Source organism: Drancourtella sp. An57, assembly GCF_002161525.1.
Classification (GTDB): Bacteria; Bacillota; Clostridia; order Lachnospirales; family Lachnospiraceae; genus Sellimonas; species Sellimonas catena.
Genome location: NZ_NFHY01000006.1, coordinates 23,156 through 41,032 on the forward strand (window position 1 = coordinate 23,156; position 17,877 = coordinate 41,032).

At 45.3% G+C, this 17,877-nt stretch carries 14 protein-coding genes; all 14 read left to right on the forward strand.

The genetic code is table 11. The features are described 5' to 3' along the window. Positions 1-33 precede the first annotated feature (33 nt). The 14 genes from B5G11_RS06025 to B5G11_RS06090 all read left to right on the forward strand — a co-directional run bounded on the left by B5G11_RS06025 (position 34) and on the right by B5G11_RS06090 (position 17,863). On the forward strand, positions 34-441 hold the full coding sequence (locus B5G11_RS06025; RefSeq protein WP_087168364.1) for a hypothetical protein: 408 nt from the start codon (positions 34-36) through the stop codon (positions 439-441). Beyond that, complete coding sequence (locus B5G11_RS06030) at positions 434-1,564, forward strand: hypothetical protein (RefSeq protein ID WP_087252530.1); 1,131 nt, start codon at positions 434-436, stop codon at positions 1,562-1,564. Before B5G11_RS06025 ends, B5G11_RS06030 begins: the two co-directional genes overlap by 8 nt. Positions 1,565-1,619: 55 nt before the next feature. Then, positions 1,620-2,498: a diadenylate cyclase CdaA gene (cdaA, locus tag B5G11_RS06035; RefSeq protein WP_087168362.1), complete on the forward strand. Its 879-nt coding sequence runs from the start codon at positions 1,620-1,622 to the stop codon at positions 2,496-2,498. After that, entirely contained in the window at positions 2,479-3,744 is a 1,266-nt protein-coding gene (locus B5G11_RS06040; RefSeq protein ID WP_087252531.1) for a CdaR family protein, read from the forward strand. Before cdaA ends, B5G11_RS06040 begins: the two co-directional genes overlap by 20 nt. 14 nt (positions 3,745-3,758) lie before the next feature. Beyond that, positions 3,759-4,022 carry an HPr family phosphocarrier protein gene (locus tag B5G11_RS06045; protein ID WP_087168360.1) on the forward strand — a complete coding sequence of 88 codons (264 nt, stop codon included), beginning with the start codon at positions 3,759-3,761 and terminating at the stop codon, positions 4,020-4,022. A gap of 28 nt (positions 4,023-4,050) precedes the next feature. After that, complete coding sequence (gene leuA / locus B5G11_RS06050) at positions 4,051-5,709, forward strand: 2-isopropylmalate synthase (protein ID WP_087252532.1); 1,659 nt, start codon at positions 4,051-4,053, stop codon at positions 5,707-5,709. Between the two features lie 135 nt (positions 5,710-5,844). Next, on the forward strand, positions 5,845-6,741 hold the full coding sequence (locus B5G11_RS06055) for a sugar phosphate nucleotidyltransferase (RefSeq protein ID WP_087252533.1): 897 nt from the start codon (positions 5,845-5,847) through the stop codon (positions 6,739-6,741). Positions 6,742-6,781: 40 nt separating this feature from the next. Continuing rightward, the gene (locus tag B5G11_RS06060; RefSeq protein ID WP_087252534.1) at positions 6,782-9,340 is read left to right on the forward strand and encodes an NlpC/P60 family protein; all 2,559 of its coding nucleotides are present in this window, start codon (positions 6,782-6,784) and stop codon (positions 9,338-9,340) included. 11 nt (positions 9,341-9,351) lie between these two features. Next, entirely contained in the window at positions 9,352-11,823 is a 2,472-nt protein-coding gene (locus tag B5G11_RS06065) for a C39 family peptidase (protein WP_158099222.1), read from the forward strand. A gap of 247 nt (positions 11,824-12,070) precedes the next feature. Then, positions 12,071-13,462: a sugar transferase gene (locus tag B5G11_RS06070; RefSeq protein WP_087168355.1), complete on the forward strand. Its 1,392-nt coding sequence runs from the start codon at positions 12,071-12,073 to the stop codon at positions 13,460-13,462. 6 nt (positions 13,463-13,468) lie between these two features. Continuing rightward, the gene (gene glf, locus B5G11_RS06075) at positions 13,469-14,566 is read left to right on the forward strand and encodes a UDP-galactopyranose mutase (protein ID WP_087168354.1); all 1,098 of its coding nucleotides are present in this window, start codon (positions 13,469-13,471) and stop codon (positions 14,564-14,566) included. 12 nt (positions 14,567-14,578) lie between these two features. Then, the gene (locus B5G11_RS06080; protein ID WP_087252536.1) at positions 14,579-15,643 is read left to right on the forward strand and encodes a glycosyltransferase family 2 protein; all 1,065 of its coding nucleotides are present in this window, start codon (positions 14,579-14,581) and stop codon (positions 15,641-15,643) included. Beyond that, positions 15,643-16,710 carry a glycosyltransferase family 2 protein gene (locus tag B5G11_RS06085; protein ID WP_087252537.1) on the forward strand — a complete coding sequence of 356 codons (1,068 nt, stop codon included), beginning with the start codon at positions 15,643-15,645 and terminating at the stop codon, positions 16,708-16,710. Before B5G11_RS06080 ends, B5G11_RS06085 begins: the two co-directional genes overlap by 1 nt. Before the next feature lie 10 nt (positions 16,711-16,720). Continuing rightward, complete coding sequence (locus B5G11_RS06090; RefSeq protein WP_158099223.1) at positions 16,721-17,863, forward strand: CDP-glycerol glycerophosphotransferase family protein; 1,143 nt, start codon at positions 16,721-16,723, stop codon at positions 17,861-17,863. Positions 17,864-17,877: the final 14 nt, after the last annotated feature.

Consider the following 17,877-nt stretch of genomic DNA (forward strand, 5'->3'; position numbering starts at 1 on the left):
GAACATAGTTTTCTGAGGATAGGAAGGTGGAATATGGTTAACGAAGAAAAAGTAAAGCTGATGAACAAAATGGCTCTATATGAGGAAAAATATGGAAAAGAAGATTTTAAAATTGCTTCCTATTACAAAAAAGATTATATCAGCTATCAGACAATTATTACTGTGATCTGGGTTACGATAGGATATGTAGTTCTGTTTGGAGTGTTTGCGGCCGCTTTTATGGAATCCTTTCTGAATGAGGCAACTTTGATAAGCATAGTTCTGATTATGCTGGCGGCTGTTGCGCTATATCTGATTCTTGCTGTTTCTTACGGGCTTTTTGCTTCCAGGTTTTACCAGAAGAAGCATATCAGGGCAAAGGGGAGAGTAAAGCGCTATGTCCGTATGCTGACTCAGCTGGAGAAATTTTACGGTAAAGAAAGGAAGAAAAAAAATGAGTAATTTATTTGTCCTGAAGGAGCAGCTGCAGGCCTTTTACGCGAAATACTCAAAAGAAGTAGATAAAATCGTACAGTTTCTGCTTGCTTTTATTGTATTTTATCTTGTTAATTCCAAGATTGGTTATATGGAGGCTGTGGCAAATCCGCTTGTTACTTTGATACTGGCTCTGATCTGTGCGTTCCTTCCGGGGACACTTACCGTACTGGTGACAGCGGTGCTGATTTTAATTCACGTATATGCCCTGTCGATGGGAGTTATGATTGTGACGGCAGCTCTGTTTGCAGTAATGTTCATTTTCTATTTTCGTTTTACACCGGAAAAGTCGATGATTGTCCTTCTTGTTATGGTCGCATACTTTTTCAAGATTCCGTTTGCGGTTCCGATGGCATTTGCGCTGATGGGAACGCCAATCTGTATCATTCCGATTTTTTTCGGTACACTGATCTATTCCATGATCAATTATCTGGAAATGTCGGCAACAGCTGTAACGGGGGCAAGCGGAATGGCAGGAGAGATGACCTTGTTTGCCACACAGATCCTGCAGAATAAAGAAATGTGGATTTACATCGCATCATTTGTTGTGGCGTTTCTGGTTGTCTACACACTTAGAACAAGTGAGTTCGATCAATCATGGAAAATCGGCGTGGCAGCCGGAGCGGTGGCCGACATTATCGTCATCGTTGCAGGAAGCATCGTCTTCAGTGTACAGATTGATTATGTGACATTGATTTTCGGAAATATTATTTCGGTTCTTCTTGCCCTGATTCTGGAGTTTTTCATTTTTTCTGTCGACTATTCCAAGGCAGAAAAATTTCAGTACGAGGATGACGAATATTACTATTATGTTAAAGCGATACCAAAGGTATCTGTTGCTGTTCCTGAAAAACGGGTGAAAAAGATCAGCAGACGAAAGACAGATTCCAAAAAGAATGAGAACAAAAACCGGGATACAAGGATCGAAGAAATAGAAGAAGTTTCCCCGTCTCCGGCGGAAAAAACTATAGAGAAGACCTACATACCGGGGAGGACAGAAGAGATGCTTCTGGCCAAGCAGCTTCAGGAAGAAATGGATCTTGAGAAGCTGCTGAAAAATGAATTGGACGATAAAGACGAATCTAAATAGCAAAAGAAAAAAGGGGATAACATGGGTGAGTATAAGATGATGGGAGGTGACAGGAATGAACAGCAGATTTTTTGAAGCTATGAGAGGATATTTTCCGGACTGGTATCTGCCGGATATTTACTGGACGGATATTGTGGAAATTGTGATTGTAGCGTTTCTGATCTATCAGATCATGGTCTGGATCAAAAACACAAAGGCATGGATGCTGCTAAAGGGAATTCTGGTCCTTGCTGTTTTCATTCTTGTTGCAGCCATATTGAAGATGAATACCATTTTGTGGATTGCAAGGAACAGTGTATCGATCCTTGCGACCGCGGCGATTGTGGTTTTCCAGCCGGAGCTTCGCCGGGCGCTGGAAAAGCTTGGGGAAAAACGGTTCCTCACAGCGATTGTGCCGCTTGACAAGGGGAAAGAAAACGAACGGTTCAGCAGCAGGACGATCGATGCGATTGTGGAAGCATGCTTCGCCATGGGAAAAGTAAAGACAGGAGCACTGATTGTAGTGGAGCAGGCGATCCGTCTGACGGAGTATGAAAGTACCGGAATCTATATGGACTGTATTGTATCTTCCCAGGTTCTGATTAATATTTTTGAGCATAATACCCCGCTGCATGACGGTGCAATTATTGTAAGGGAAAACCGGATTGTTTCCGCGACCTGTTACCTGCCGCTCTCAGATAACATGGAGATCAGTAAGGAACTGGGGACACGGCACAGAGCTGCTCTTGGAATGAGCGAAGTCAGCGACGCGCTGATCATTGCGGTATCCGAGGAGACCGGATACGTGTCTGTAGCACAGGGCGGACAGCTTGTAAGAAATGTGACTCCGGAATATCTTAAGGAGAGTCTGATCAAGATTCAGACGAAGAATACGGAAAAGAAAATAGCGAAACTGTGGAAAGGAAGGCGGAAACATGAAAAAGAAACTGACTAAAAACCTCCCTCTGAAGCTGTTGTCGCTTGCACTTGCCGTATTTTTATGGGCAGTCGTTGTAAACGTTGACGATCCGGTTACATCCGTGCAGTTTTCAAATGTACCGGTTGAAGTACTGCATCCGGAGGTTGTGACCAGTAAAGGAAAGACCTATCAGATTGAAGATGAAACAGATACGGTCCGGGTGACAGTAAGGGCCAAGAGGTCTGTCCTGCACAGCATGACTGTTTCTGACATTAAAGCATCTGCGGATATGAAAGAGATGTCTCTTGGTTCACAGGTTCCGATTGAGGTGTCGATACCGGGATTTGAATATGTGGAGGCATATTCCAGTCCGAGAAATCTGCAGGTAACGATCGAGGATGAAGCACAGAATACATTCCCGATTACGCCGACAACAACAGGAAGCGTCAGAGATGGATACGTGCTGGGAGAAATTAAAGCAGATCCGGAGAAAGTAAGAGTCAATGGACCGAAGTCCATCATCGATCAGATTGACAAGGTGGTTGCTGAAGTAGATGTAACCGGACTGGCAGAAGATACGACACTTCAGTCCAAGCTGGTATTCTATGACGCGGAAGGAAAGATAATCGATAATACGCTGCTCACACTTCAGGATCTGAGAGATGAGAACGATGTAAGTGTTCAGGTTGAGGTGAGAAATACAAAACGACTCCAGCTGGAGTTCGACACATCATCCATCAGGACGGCTGACGGATACATATTTACAGGTATCACGACAGAACCAACGGAGGTTCAGGTATCAGGAAGTTCAGATGTACTTGAAGATCTTGACAAGATTGAGATCCCTGCAAGTGCTTTGAACATTCAGAATCTGAACAGTAAAGAGGAGGTTGTGGTTGATATTACCCCGTATCTCCCGGATGGCGTGGAGCTGATTGATAAAAATGCCGGAGCGGTTGTCGTCACAATAGGAATTGAAGAGGAAGGAAGCAGGACTCTGGAGATGCCGACAGGATCCATTGTCGTGAACAATCTGCAGGAAGGTCTCCGCTATTCCTATGTATCCGGCAACAATCTGGAGATCAAGGTTCAGGGAGATCAGGAACTCCTGGATTCTCTGGAACTTGGAGAAGGCAGTCTGTCAATTAATCTTGTCACATATCGAGAGCCGGGAGAATATGATGTACCGGTGGAAGTAAGACTGCCGGAAGGATGTTCACTGGCGGAAGATGTTGTCATCAAGGTCAGGCTGGAACAGGTTGAAAACGAAGAAAGTGAATAACTGGAGGGAATACTATGGTTAGCCGGAAAGTAGTTGTAAGCAATCCTACGGGACTTCATCTGAGGCCCGCCGGACTGTTCTGTAAGACTGCGGTTGAATTTCGGTGCAGTGTAAAGTTCCGTACGAATAAAGGCGAGAGCAATGCAAAAAGTGTTCTCAGTGTTCTTGGAGCCTGTGTGAAATGCGGAGATGAACTGGAGATCATCTGTGACGGAGAAGATGAAAAACAGGCACTTGAGACAATGGTGGCACTTGTTGAGAGCGGACTGGGAGAATAGCGACAGAAGAATGAGGAGTGTGATTGGAATGCTGAATTATCAGAGATACAGGAGGGTGCCGGTTGTTCCGTATCCAGAACGGACCTGGCCGGATAAACAGATCGAAAAAGCACCGGTATGGTGCAGCGTGGATTTAAGAGATGGAAACCAGGCATTGATTGAACCAATGGTTGTAGAAGAAAAAATAGAGATGTTTAACCTGCTTGTCAAACTTGGGTTTAAGGAGATCGAAGTAGGATTTCCGTCTGCTTCCCAGATTGAGTATGATTTTCTGCGGAAACTGGTGGATGAAAATCTGATTCCGGATGATGTATGGATTCAGGTGCTTGTACAGTGCAGAGATCATCTTGTGCAGAGAACATTTGAGTCTCTCAAAGGAGTGAAGAATGCGATCGTACATATCTACAACTCTACGTCCACCCTTCAGAGGGAAGTTGTATTCAAAAAGGGAAAAGAAGAAATTAAAGAAATTGCCCTTGATGGAACAAGGATGGTAAAAAAATACGCGGAGGACTTTGAGGGGAATTTAAGGCTGGAATATTCCCCGGAAAGCTTTACCGGAACAGAACTTGATTATGCTCTGGAAGTGTGTGAGGCTGTTCAGAAAGAATGGGGAGCGACAAAAGAGAAACCTATCATCATTAACCTTCCGGCTACTGTGGAAATGACAACACCGAATGTGTATGCAGATCAGATTGAATGGATGAACCGCCATTTCAGCGACAGGGAAAGCGTGATTCTCAGCATTCATCCGCATAATGACAGAGGAACCGGTGTTGCCGCGACCGAGCTCGCACTCCTCGCAGGAGCAGACAGAGTGGAGGGAACGCTTTTTGGAAACGGAGAGAGAACAGGAAACCTGGATATTCTCACCGTTGCTTACAATATGTTCTCACAGGGTATTAATCCGGAGCTGAATATCGAAAATGTGACAGAGATCAAAGAAGTTTACGAAAGATGCAGCAAGATGGATGTTCCGATGCGTCATCCATATGCCGGAAAGCTGGTGTTCACTGCATTTTCAGGTTCTCATCAGGATGCCATCAACAAAGGTATGCAGGCAATGCATGAGAAGAATCAGGAATGGTGGGAAGTACCGTATCTTCCGATTGATCCATCCGACATCGGAAGAGAATATGAGCCGATTGTCCGGATCAACAGCCAGTCAGGAAAAGGCGGCGTAGCGTTTGTGATGGACAGCGAGTTCGGCTACAAGCTTCCGAAACGGATGCACAAAGAGTTTGCAGATGTAATCCAGAAGATTGCGGAAGAACAGGGTGAAGTTGCACCGGCAACCATCATGGAAGTATTTGAAAAAGAATATCTGCGGAAAAAGACACCGTATGAATTCATTCGGGCAAAGGCAGAAGATGTGGCTGAAAATGAGACAGAAGTAGAAGTAGTATTCATGGCAGGTGAAGAATTAAAGAGTGCAAAAGCAGTAGGAAACGGTCCGCTTGCCGCACTTAAAAAGCTGATGGCAGACGAAACCGGCATGGATTTCACACTGGTGGATTATTCACAGCATGCACTGAGCAAAGGATCCGAGGCAAAGGCAGCTGCTTATATCTGTCTGCATGATAACCGCACCGGAAAAGAAACATACGGAGTTGGTGTCAGCGCCAATATTACGAGAGCAGGCTTCCGCGCATTCTTCAGCGCAGTTGACAGACTGATTGAAAATTAAGATACAGGGCAGGATATCCTGCCCTGTTTTGTTATGTTGTCAAAAATGAGAAATGGGCTGATGTGTCTGGTAGACAATTATTATAAAATTCAGTATAATGAAGAAAAATCTTAATTTATAAAAGGAGAAAAAGTGATGAGCAGAGCAGCTTTAGTGATTATGGCGGCCGGTATCGGCAGCAGATTTGGCGGAGGGATCAAACAGCTGGAACCGGTAGGGCCAAATGGAGAAATCATTATGGACTATTCAATCCGGGATGCCATAGAGGCCGGATTTGACAAAGTTGTATTTGTCATTCGAAAAGATCTGGAAAAAGATTTCAAAGAAGTCATCGGAGACCGAATCGAAAAACAGATTCCGGTTGAATATGCTTTTCAGGAGCTGGATGACATTCCGCAGAAATTTCAGGAAAAATTCCAGGGAAGAACAAAGCCTTGGGGAACAGGGCAGGCAATTCTGGCATGCCGGGGTAAGGTAACAGAGCCGTTTCTTGTTATCAATGCAGATGACTTCTACGGAAAAGAAGCATATGTGGAGGCATATCAGTATCTGAAAGAGAAAAAAGAAGCATCAGGAAAAGAGCCGATCTGCATGGTTGGATTCGTACTGAACAACACCTTGAGTGAAAACGGGGGAGTGACAAGGGGTGTCTGTGAGGTCGATGAAAACGGACATCTGACAAACATTGTGGAAACACACAATATTATCAGAAAAGGAGACAAGGCTGAGGCGGAAGACGGAGCAAAAGAGCTGGAGCTTGATGTTCCAGTATCCATGAATATGTGGGGATTGCAGCCGGAATTTCTGGATATTCTGGAAAAGGGATTTCATGAATTCCTTGAAACAACAAAAGCAGATGATCTGAAAGCAGAATATCTGCTTCCGACCATTATCGGAGGACTTCTGAAAGAGGGCAGGGCAGAAGTCACCGTGCTGAATTCAAAGGACAAGTGGTTTGGAGTCACTTATAAAGAGGACAAGGAAAGTGTGGTGAATGCTATCAAAGAACTGATTGAAAAAGGAATTTATTAAGGAGTAAAGAGTTATCAAAGGAAAGAGAGAGGGATCAGGAATGAGAAAAATGATGAAGTGCGCAGCAGCGTGGGTACTGGCGTTTGCGGTTGCACTGACGGCGGTTCCGGTGTCCTATGCAGAGGATTCGACCGGAAATCCGGAGTCAGAGTATACAGTACCATATGAAGTTGTGGAAGAGGAAAACGCAGTGGACCAGGAGTCTCAGAATGACCTGGCAGGTCAGGCTCAACAGAATCCGGATTCTGTAAATGAAAGTACTACGGAAACAGAAGCGGATGAAACTTTGGGTGGAGCCGGAGAAGAAGATTCTCAACAGCAGACACCGTCGGAGGAAGAAGGACAGACAGAGAATCCGGCAGCAGAGAGTGAAGAGCAGACGCAGCCGGCGGAAGAGGCGCAGGCGGAGGCTGTACAGCAGCAGACAGAGGCGGATGTACAGGAAAAAGCGGCGCTTGAGAACGAGCAGGAGGCTGTGCTGCCGGAGCTTACCTATCGAACCCATGTGCAGGATATTGGCTGGCAGAGTTGGAAGAAGGACGGAGAGATGGCCGGAACCAGCGGGCTTTACAAGCGGCTGGAAGCAATTGAGCTGAAGCTTTCAAAAAGCGATTATGAAGGAAGCATTGAATATCAGACCCATGTACAGAATATCGGCTGGCAGGGCTGGAAACGGGACGGACAGCTGTCCGGAACCCAGGCAAGAGCACTTCGTCTGGAAGCCATCAGGATCCGTCTGACCGGGGAAATCGCGGAGTATTATGATATATACTATCGGGTACATATTCAGAATTATGGATGGCTTCCATATGTAAAGAACGGGGCGGCAGCAGGAAGTGAGGCCTTTGGACTCAGGCTGGAAGGCATCGAAGTCAAACTGGTGAAAAAGGATGAAGGCACGGCACCGGCTGTCGGATATGGTTTTTTGAAAAATGTGCTTTATTATTCCGGCCATGTCCAGACACTTGGAAATGTAAAAGAGGTTAAATCCGGAAGCGTTCTGGGAACAGTAGGACAGTATAAGCGGATGGAGGCTCTTTCTGTCCGGCTGAAAGGGATGGACGGATATGCGTCGGGAAATATCCGCTATCAGGCCCATGTGCAGAATATTGGCTGGCAGGGCTGGAAACAGAACGGAAGCAGTGCCGGAACAACCGGAAAGGCGCTGCGCCTGGAAGCGGTTCAGATTCAGCTTGACGGTGAAATCGCTCAGATTTACGATGTGTATTATCGGGTACATGTTCAGAATTACGGATGGCTGGGATGGGCTAAGAATGGAGCTGTATCAGGAACAAGCGGATTCGGCTACCGGATGGAGGCCATCCAGATTCAGCTGGTTCCTAAGGGATGGAAAGCCCCGGGCTCTACAGCGCATGCTTATCTGAAAAATTACACGAACAATGATCTGACCTATTCCGGTCATGTTCAGAACGTGGGAAATGTAGCGGCAGTAAAGGGCGGTGCCACACTTGGAACCGTTGGAAAAGGAAGAAGGCTGGAAGGTTTTTCGATCAACCTGAATGATTCCGCAGATGGACTGGCGAAAGGAAGTATCCAGTACCGTGCCCATGTACAGGATATCGGCTGGCAGGGCTGGAAACAGGAAGGGACTCTTGCCGGAACAACCGGACAGGGAAAACGGATGGAGGCCGTTCAGATCAGACTGACCGGCGAACTTGCTTCCTACTATCACGTATATTATCGGGTTCATTCACAGTATTTCGGATGGCTGGGCTGGGCTAAGGATGGAGAGTCTGCCGGAACGAGCAGCCTGTCTCTGAGAATCGAAGCCATTCAGATTAAACTGGTGCCGAAAAAAGACAGTCAGAGTGCCTATCAGACAGGAAAGGCATACTATAATACGTATCGCTATCAGAATCCAAAGCAGTACCTCCAGATCAGACATGTGCAGAAGACGTTAAGCGGCGGCGGATATAATCTGAGCAGAGGATACATGGGCCTGAAAGTCTGGTATGTACAGAGAAAACTTGGACTTTCCGGAAGAAGGGCAATCATGGATTCCACGACCATCAACGCTGTAAGGAATTATCAGAGAAGGAACGGTCTTTCGGCGACAGGTGTGGTCGATCTGGCAACCTGGAAAAAGATGGGATATTCCGAGTCTGCATGGTATCATCTTGGAGCATATGCAAGTCCCTTGAAGACCAATCCGGCAAGTACGCGCAGTGACTGTATCGAGGCGATGATCAGTACAGCGTACCAGTATCTTGGCAATCCATATATTATCGGAGCTTCCGGAGATCCAAATCACGGGCTGGACTGCAGCGGCCTTGTCATGCAGGCACTGTATTCCGCAGGAATTGATCCGGCTCCGGTGAGTCCGATCCGCCATTCAAGACCGGGATACGAATATGAATGCAGGAATTTATGGAATCTCCCGATGAAACATGTTCCGTATTCACAGCGGCAGAGAGGAGATCTGATATTCTATAAGAGCGCAAATGGAACGATTATCCATGTGGCGATTTATCTCGGAAATAACAGGGTGATTGAGTCCTGGCCAAATAAAGTAGTAGTATGGCCGGTTCAGAATTCACACCGCTCCCTGATTGCAGGGGTCGCAAGACCATTTGTATAGGGAGGCGGAAAATGAGAAAGCAGAAAAAACGGTTCATAGCGTGTATTCTGGCTCTGACACTGGCAGGAGGACAGCTTGTTCCGGCATCGGCCGCCGGAACAGACCAGATGCCTGCACAGGAAAAGACAGTTGGTACTGTGGAAGAAACGCAGGAAAATCAGGAGACAGATCTGACGGATCAGGGAGACATGGCAGAATCCGGTGAAAATCCGGATATGGATCCGGCAGAAGACGCAGATGTCCCGGATTCTGTTCAGGATGATACTGACAGCAGCCAGGATGATGCCGGAAGCACTGAGGAACAGGACCCGGAAGCCGGAGCCGGTGAAGAGGAAGCTGGCAAGACAGGCGGGGGAACAGAGACTCTTCCGGATGGAGAAATCCCGGAAGACACAGATGAAACAACTCCGGATATGGATGCAGAAGGTCAGACAGAAGAAGCGGCAGAGGAAGAGCAGGGTCTGCTGACACAGAGTCTGGAAGAACCGGTGGCAGGCGTGTTTTATCAGATATCCGGACAGAGTAATATGGAAAAACCCGTGATGGACGGTGCTGTGGCGGGCCGGCCGGGATCCGGACAGAGAATAGAGGGGATTTCCATAAAGCTTTATACAAAAGAAGGGGAGGAACAGCCTGCCGGAGGAATCCGGTACCGGACTCATGTGCAGAATATCGGCTGGATGGACTGGGTCAGTGATGGAGCTTATGCGGGAACAAAGGGACAATCCCTTCGCATGGAAGCGGTTCAGATTGAACTGACCGGTGAAATAAAAGATAAGTATGACGTGTATTATACAACCTATGTACAGAACATCGGCTGGCTCGGCTGGGCGAAAAACGGACAGAGTTCCGGAACAGAAGCTTTTTCACGGCAGGTCGAAGCAATTCGGATCTGCCTGGTGGAGAAAGGAAGCGAAGCGCCTGGAGAAAATCAGGGATATTTTGTAAAAGGACTTCCATCTTCCGCATTATCCGCCACAGCACATATTCAGACATACGGCGACCGGACGACAACGGGTTCTGGAAAGTTGATTGGAACGACCGGAGAGAAAAAGCGGATGGAAGGTCTCAGACTGACTATAAAAGGAGCCGGGGAATCCGGTTGTCCGTCCGGAGGGATCCGGTACCGCGCCCACGTCCAGAATATCGGCTGGCAGGGCTGGAAACAAAATGGTGAACTGGCAGGTACGAAAGGAAAGTCGCTCAGAATGGAAGCGATCCAGATTGAGCTGACGGGAGAACTTGCCAGATATTATGATGTATACTATTCTGCTCATGTTCAGCAGCTTGGGTGGCTTGGCTGGGCGAAAAACGGTGAGAGCGCCGGAACCGAAGCTTTTTACTATCGGATGGAGGCAATGAAAATCTGTCTGGTCAAAAAAGGTGATCCGGCACCGGGAACAGCCGGAAATGCGTTTTGTAAAGGGTACAGCACGGGAAATCTGAAGTATTCCGGTCATGTGCAGAATATCGGGAATACCCGTGAAGTCACAAATAATCAGATTCTTGGTACGATCGGGAAGAGTCTTCGGATGGAAGCTTTGAAAATCCGGTTGACGAATGCAGCCATGAATGGAAGATCCGGAGGAATTCAGTACCGCGCCCATGTGCAGAATATCGGCTGGCAGGGCTGGAAACAGAATGGAGCCCTTGCGGGGACAACCGGCAGGGCGCTTCGTATGGAGGCGGTTCAGATTCAACTGACCGGAGAGATCGCAAAGTACTACGATATTTACTACCGTGCCCATGTCCAGAATTTTGGCTGGCTTGGGTGGGCGAAAAATGGTCAGAGTGCCGGAACGACAGGATACGGATATCGTATGGAGGCACTCCAGATCCAGATGGTTCCCAAAGGAGGAAATGCTCCGGCAAATTCAGGATACTATAAACAGTATACGGGGAAGAAGTCATTAAATGTACCTTTGACCTATCAGAATCCAAAGTATCCGAACGGGTGTGAGGCAATTTCTTTATATATGGTACTTCGGTATTATGGGTATATGCTGACGACAAATGATGTCTGCAATAAATATCTTCCAAGAGGGCCGCTTCATTCCACAAATCCATATGCGGCCTATATGGGGAATCCGGGTTCACTGACAGGCGGTTATGGATGCTGGGCCCCGGTGATCTGCCAGACGGCGGCGAACTATTTCAAGGCGGTCAACGTGAAAAACAGATCTGCCAAAAATATTACCGGAACATCGCTTGAAGGACTGTTTCAGTATATTGACAAGGGAATGCCGGTTGTTGTGTGGGGAACCCTCAATATGGGAAGTACGACATGGTTCCGGGCAGGAAGAAAAAATGGTGTTACCTTTTACTGGCCGTCCAGAGCACACTGTGTCGTTCTGACCGGCTATGATAAAAACAGAAAAGTGGTAAAAGTCAATGATCCTATCCGGGGAAAAGTAGAATACAGCTTTTCGAGTTTTGAAAAAGCGTATAGGACCATGAACAGAAATGCAATGGTAATACAGTAAACGAGGAAAACAAGGAGTAATCTTTTACGGGATTCTCCTTGTTTTTTATTTTTACAAAAATTTCAGAAAATTGATAAATGAAGAAAAGTATGACAATACATTGGAAAAGATAAAGGCTTAGAAAGGATTTTGAGAAAAAAGTGTTACAAAATTATTACAAGATAAGAAATTTTTAAGGTCTAAAAACTTGCGGAAAGTATGGAAATCTTATATAATATAGGAAGTTTGTAGACCAGAGAGGTGTTTTATGAAACGAGAACTGAAAAAATTTGAGTCAACCATGTGGCTGTGCATCAAATTGTTGCTATATATTTTATTGATGGGCACCTTTATGTTTATTATGTCCAGAGAAAATAAGGCTCTCGGCGTACTTTCCAGAACGATGGGAATTACGTTTTCCACATACTGCATTGTAGGGCTTTTGTTTCTCAGCATTTACGGCAAGTATGATGTAGGCCGGAGAAAGAGTAAACCGATCATCTATTCACTTTCTCTGGCTGTTTTGTTCACGGATATTGTGACGTATATTCAGCTGATGATTATGAATACGATTACTCCAAGCATTTATGCATTCCGGCTCGACAGCATCGGGTCTCTGATTTTGAGTTTTATTGTTCAGGTCATTATTATTATCATCTTTGCGTATGCCGGAAACGGACTGTTTTTTACGATTCACAAGCCGGAGAGCTGCTGTATCGTAACATCTTCTCAGGAAAGCCTTGATAATATTGTAAGAGGAATTCTGAAATATAAAAAACAGTATAAAATAGACTATATCATGGACTATAGAGATAGACATCTTCTTGAGACGGTAAAGAAAGCCGATACCGTGTTTATTCATGACGTTCCGCTTGAGGTCAGAAGTAAAATAGTAAGATTTTGTTATAAGTATAAGATCAATATTTATTTTAATCCGGAAATCGAGGATATTGTTGAGATGAGTGCCAAATACTATCTTCTGGACGATGTTTCCGTTCTGAATGCCAATGTCAAAGCCTGGACGATGGAACAGCGTGTTATGAAGAAACTTCTGGATATGTCTCTTGCGATTGTTCTTGGAATTGTAACTTCTCCAATCTGGATTGTCAGTGCAATTGCGATCAAAGCATATGATGGAGGACACATTTTTTTCAAGCAGAAGCGTGCGACATTAAACGGACGTGTTTTTGAAGTGTACAAATTCCGGACGATGAAAGAAAATGTAGAAAATCACTCTGTAACAGATGACGATGACCGGATTACCAAACCGGGAAGAATTCTGAGGAAAATCCGGATGGACGAGCTGCCTCAGCTGATCAATATCTTAAAAGGGGATATGAGTTTTGTAGGACCTCGTCCGGAGATGCTGGAAAATGTGGAGGCGTACGAGGAAGAACTTCCGGAATTCCGTTACAGACTCCGGGTGAAGGCGGGACTGACCGGATACGCGCAGATTGCGGGGAAATATAATACATCACCAAAAGACAAGCTGATCATGGACATGATCTATATTGAAGAATTCAATATTTTGCGCGATATTCAGCTGATTTTCCAAACGGCGATTGTCCTTCTGAAATCGGACAGCACGGAGGCGTTCCGGACAGGCGAAACAAGTCAATATATTTTTAAAGAAGCAGAAGAAACGGAAGCGGAGGAATAACAGGATATGAAAAAGTATGATTATGTGATTGTAGGCGGAGGGTTATTTGCAGGTACTTTTGCGTACTTTGCAAAAAAAGCAGGGAAGTCCTGCCTGATTGTGGAAAAAAGAGAAACTCTCGGAGGGAATCTTTACTGTGAGGATATCGAGGGAATTCATGTACACAAATATGGCGCCCATATTTTCCATACAAGCAACAGGAAAGTATGGGATTTTGTCAATTCTCTTGTAGAGTTTAACCGTTATACGAATTCTCCTGTCGCAAACTACAAAGGCGAAATTTACAATATGCCGTTCAATATGAATACTTTCAGTAAGATGTGGGGAATTGCGACTCCAAAAGAGGCGGAAGAAATCATCAACAGACAGAAGGCCGCAGTCAAGGGAGAACCGAAAAACCTGGAGGAGCAGGCCATCAGCCTTGTAGGAGAGGATATTTATAAAAAACTCATCAAAGGATACACGGAAAAACAGTGGGGCAGAGACTGTAAAGATCTTCCGGCGTTTATCATTAAGCGCCTTCCGGTGAGATATACCTACGATAATAACTATTTTAACGATCTTTATCAGGGAATTCCGATCGGCGGGTACAATGTTTTGATTAACGCTCTGTTTGAAGGATGCGATGTAGAGCTTGGCGTTGACTATAACGAGGAAAAAGAGAAATACAATGCACTGGGTGAGAAGGTACTCTATACCGGAATGCTTGATGCATATTACGGATATCGTTTTGGAAAGCTGGAGTACCGGAGTCTGAAATTTGAGACGGAAGTGCTTGATGAGAAAAATCATCAGGGTGTGGCGGTTGTCAATTATACCGACAGAGAAACTCCGTATACCCGGATTATTGAGCATAAGCATTTTGAATTTGGAACTCAGGAGAAAACTGTGATTACCAAAGAATATCCGACAGACTGGGAAGAGGGTATGGAGCCGTATTATCCGGTTAATGACGATAAAAATCAGGAACTTTATCAGAAATACAGAAACCTTGCGGATGAGGAACATCTGCTTCTTGGCGGAAGACTTGCGGAGTACAAATATTATGACATGGACAAAGTGATTGAATCCGCATTTCAGCTTGTGGAAAAAGAATTACAGTAGGAGAGCGTAATTATGGGAGAAAATAAAATCAAAGTCAGTGTCATCATGCCTGTTTATAAGGTAGAAGAATATGTGGGGAAGGCGATTGAGAGTATTCAGGCCCAGACATTAAAAGAGTGGGAGTTTTTAATCGTGGATGACGGAACTCCGGACCGGAGCGGTGAAATCTGCGATGCCTATGCCGCAGAAGATGAGAGAATTCATGTGATCCATAAAGAAAACGGGGGAGCTCCAAGTGCCAGAAATACAGCAATTGATATTGCAAAAGGGGAATACATGTATTTCATGGATTCCGATGACTGGGCAGAGCCGACCATGCTGGAAGATATGTACAAGCTTGCAAAACGTGATAACGCTCAGCTTGTCGTGGCAGGATTTTATATCGATACCTACTACGATAAAGAGAATTATGTGACAGATGACTATGTGGTGGAGGATGCCGTATATCCGGACAAAGAGTCTTTCCGCCGCAATGCCTACAAACTGTTCGATAAAAACCTGCTCTACACACCGTGGAACAAGCTTTTTGAATCCAGATACATCATGGAAAACAATCTTCGGTTTCCGGAAACATTCTGGGATGATTTCCCGTTTAATGTCAGCATTGTAAGAAACGTAGAACGGGTGACAGTGACTCACAGACAGTACTACCATTTTCTCCGGGCACGTTCCGAATCCGAGACAGCGGCTTACCGCCCGGGAATGTACGAAAAACGGGAAGAAGAACATGGCTGGATGATGGATCTTTATAAGGAATGGCATGTCGGAGACGCGAGAAGCAAAGAGATGATCGCCAGAAGATATATTGAACGCTTTATCGGATGCGTGGAAAATGTCACCAACCCGAAATGTGATATGACAGAAAAAGAAAAACGGGACGAGATCAAAAAGATGCTGGCAAATCCAAGAGTAGAGAAAATGGTCAGAATCGCGAGACCAAGATCTTCCTATATGAAGGTAATGCTTTTGCCGGTACGCTGGAAGAGCACATGGCTTACTTATCTTGAGGCGAAAGTGATCACATTTGTAAAAACAAAGAACACGAAACTGTTTACAAAATTAAAGGCGGGAAGATAATGGAAAAGAGACAACCGTGGATCAGTGTGGTGATGCCGGTGTATAATGCACAGGACTATCTTGCTGACAGTATCGAAAGCGTTTTAAATCAGAGTTTTCGTGATCTGGAGCTGATTGTTGTCGATGACTGTTCCAGTGACAACAGCCGTGAAGTCTGCAAAAGATATGTGGAACAGGACGAGCGGGTACGTCTGATACAGCTGAAAGAAAATATCGGAGCCGGAATGGCAAGAAACCGTGGAATTCAGGCGGCGTCAGGCAGATACCTTGCATTTATGGATGCGGACGATACCATCGAGACAGGGCTGTATAAAAAAGCGGTGGACGCTTCGGAAGACGGCCGGGTTGATATGATCGTCTGGGGAGCAACAGAGCGGTTTTACAACTCAGACGGCGACGTTGTTTCCGAGAACCCGATTCTGCCGGAAAAAGGGATTTGGAAAGAAAAAAGGGAGATTGCGTCTGAGGCATTGACACTGGAAAAGAATACACTGCTTGGATACCAGTGGAATAAATTGTACAGAAGAGAGACTGCGGAAAAATATGAAATCCGTTTTGAGAAAGCAGTGCTCTATGAAGATTTCTTTTTTACAATAAGAATGCTGGAACATTCAGAATCGCTGGCGGCAGTCGATACAGCAGGATACATTTATAATAAACGGTTTAACGGGAGCATTACTACAAAGTTTGTAAAGGAGTATTTTGAACTCAGCAGACGGAGAGTTTATGAAATGTACCGCTTCTGTCAGAGGAGAGACATTCTTGAAGAAGCAGTAGATATACTCGGAGTAATTTATCTGAGATACATTCTTTCCGGACTGATGCGGAACGCAGATCCGCAGTCAAAGATGAAAGGAAGCCAGCAAAAGACATGGGTACATTGCGTGGCCAGGGATGAACTGTATCTGAGAACGGCAGCAATGTGCAGGGTGGAAAATCCGGCACTGAAGCTTCTGCAGAACAGCCTGAATAAAAAAAGAATCCAATCCTGTCTGCTTCTTGGAAAAGGTGTATATGAGGCCAGAAAATACGGGCCTCTTCTGTTTGAAAAAATCAAAAGAAAGTAAGGGTGAATCTATGAAACACATCAAACTGTGGATTGTGTACATTCTGAGATTTGTCTGCAAAGGGATATATTTGATACCGGTGAAAAAGAGAAGAATATACCTTTCAGCAAACAGAGGAACTTCGCTTTCCTGTAACCCGTGGTATATATTTGAATATATGCGGGAAAAGTATCCGGGTATATTTGAGTACATCTGGGAATATGACAAAGAGGCGGAACCGATGGACCGGGTAAAGTATGTAAAACCGCATACAGCCGCCTCCATTTACTATATGCTGACATCAGGGATTATTATCAGTAATGACGGGATCGGAAGTTTTATCCCGAAACGGAAAAGCCAGTGCTTTATTAATACCTGGCATGGAGGAGGAGCATATAAAAGAGTTGGAGGAGATACCATTCCGGATCCGAATGACCCGGAAGTGAAGATCAACCGGATCTGCGGCGGTCAGACGGACGTCTTTTTATCCGGATGCAAAAAATTTACGGAGGTCATGCATATTGCAAAGGCAGTTCCGACGGATCGGTTTCTTGAATGTGGAATGCCAAGAAATGATTTCCTTATCAATGGAACTGACAAAGATATCAAAGGAAAAGTATACCGGTATTTCGGCCTGGATCCGGAAAAGAAAATTGTATTGTTTGCACCGACATACCGTGGTGTGGAAGGAAATGCCAATTTTGATCTTGAGATCGATGTGGAAGGCTGCCTCAAAGCGCTGCAGGAAAGATTCGGCGGTGAGTGGGTCTTTCTCATGAGAAAACATCATTTTGTGGAACATGTAAAAACGGACGGCTGCATTGATGCCGGTGATTATCCGGATATGCAGGAGCTTCTGTATACAGTGGATGTATTTATTACAGATTATTCTTCCACGATATGGGATTACTCACTGACAAAGAAACCGGGATTTTTATTTGCTCCGGATTTTGACAAATATGAGCAGGAACGGAATTTCTATTCTGATCCGGCAACATGGGCATTCCCGATCGCAAAGACCAATCCGGAGCTCCAGAGGCTGATCCGGGAATACGACGACGAGGAAAGCCGGGAAAAGATCCGGAAGCATCATGAACTTCTTGGAGACACAGAAAGCGGACACGCATCTGAGATAGTATGCAGGAAAATAATACAATTTATCAAAAGACAGTAAGGAGAAAGTATGAA

What these genes read in the sequence shown, in the direction of transcription:
- B5G11_RS06025 (WP_087168364.1), top strand. Translation starts at nt 34, where the DNA reads ATGGTTAACGAAGAAAAAGTAAAGCTGATGAACAAAATGGCTCTATAT.
- B5G11_RS06030 (WP_087252530.1), top strand. Translation starts at nt 434, where the DNA reads ATGAGTAATTTATTTGTCCTGAAGGAGCAGCTGCAGGCCTTTTACGCG.
- cdaA (WP_087168362.1), top strand. Translation starts at nt 1,620, where the DNA reads ATGAACAGCAGATTTTTTGAAGCTATGAGAGGATATTTTCCGGACTGG.
- B5G11_RS06040 (WP_087252531.1), top strand. Translation starts at nt 2,479, where the DNA reads ATGAAAAAGAAACTGACTAAAAACCTCCCTCTGAAGCTGTTGTCGCTT.
- B5G11_RS06045 (WP_087168360.1), top strand. Translation starts at nt 3,759, where the DNA reads ATGGTTAGCCGGAAAGTAGTTGTAAGCAATCCTACGGGACTTCATCTG.
- leuA (WP_087252532.1), top strand. Translation starts at nt 4,051, where the DNA reads ATGCTGAATTATCAGAGATACAGGAGGGTGCCGGTTGTTCCGTATCCA.
- B5G11_RS06055 (WP_087252533.1), top strand. Translation starts at nt 5,845, where the DNA reads ATGAGCAGAGCAGCTTTAGTGATTATGGCGGCCGGTATCGGCAGCAGA.
- B5G11_RS06060 (WP_087252534.1), top strand. Translation starts at nt 6,782, where the DNA reads ATGAGAAAAATGATGAAGTGCGCAGCAGCGTGGGTACTGGCGTTTGCG.
- B5G11_RS06065 (WP_158099222.1), top strand. Translation starts at nt 9,352, where the DNA reads ATGAGAAAGCAGAAAAAACGGTTCATAGCGTGTATTCTGGCTCTGACA.
- B5G11_RS06070 (WP_087168355.1), top strand. Translation starts at nt 12,071, where the DNA reads ATGAAACGAGAACTGAAAAAATTTGAGTCAACCATGTGGCTGTGCATC.
- glf (WP_087168354.1), top strand. Translation starts at nt 13,469, where the DNA reads ATGAAAAAGTATGATTATGTGATTGTAGGCGGAGGGTTATTTGCAGGT.
- B5G11_RS06080 (WP_087252536.1), top strand. Translation starts at nt 14,579, where the DNA reads ATGGGAGAAAATAAAATCAAAGTCAGTGTCATCATGCCTGTTTATAAG.
- B5G11_RS06085 (WP_087252537.1), top strand. Translation starts at nt 15,643, where the DNA reads ATGGAAAAGAGACAACCGTGGATCAGTGTGGTGATGCCGGTGTATAAT.
- B5G11_RS06090 (WP_158099223.1), top strand. Translation starts at nt 16,721, where the DNA reads ATGAAACACATCAAACTGTGGATTGTGTACATTCTGAGATTTGTCTGC.